This window comes from Treponema sp. R6D11, assembly GCF_054786075.1.
Window position 1 is genome coordinate 1 of record NZ_BDHD01000931.1, and the last position, 443, is coordinate 443.

Annotated in this window: 1 protein-coding gene; it reads right to left on the minus strand. The window is 36.1% G+C overall.

What is annotated here, in order from left to right:
- Positions 1–3: 3 nt before the first annotated feature.
- On the minus strand, positions 4–339 hold the full coding sequence (locus ACYVTD_RS16860; RefSeq protein ID WP_461248801.1) for a UbiA family prenyltransferase: 336 nt from the start codon (positions 337–339) through the stop codon (positions 4–6).
- Positions 340–443: the final 104 nt, after the last annotated feature.

Consider the following 443-nt stretch of genomic DNA (forward strand, 5'->3'; position numbering starts at 1 on the left):
GTATTAAATATAGCATCGCTTTCGGATTAGTATTGGGTATGGCGTGTTGAATAGGAATATAGAAGAAATAGCGATGATCGCGACTAGAGAAAGTAAAAGAATATATGCGTTTTTAATACTAACGCTGCCGTTTGCTATTGGGCGATGTTTTTTTGTCGGATGTTTCTTATCGCTCTCGACATCACGCAGATCGTTTAGGATATATACGCAAGAAGCTGTTAGGCAAAACAAAACAGGGCTTAAAACTGAGAGCCAGAGTGCATTCGATTCGAAAACTCTGCCGCTGAATATGAGCGCGGCGAATATCAAAATGTTCTTAATCCAATGCTTTGGTCGCATTAGTTTTATGTAATTTTTCAAGACTTTTCTCCTTTGAATTATGAATAGATTATATAAAAGAGATTAAAATTTGTCAAGATTGAAAGTTTGTGTGTAAAAGGCTT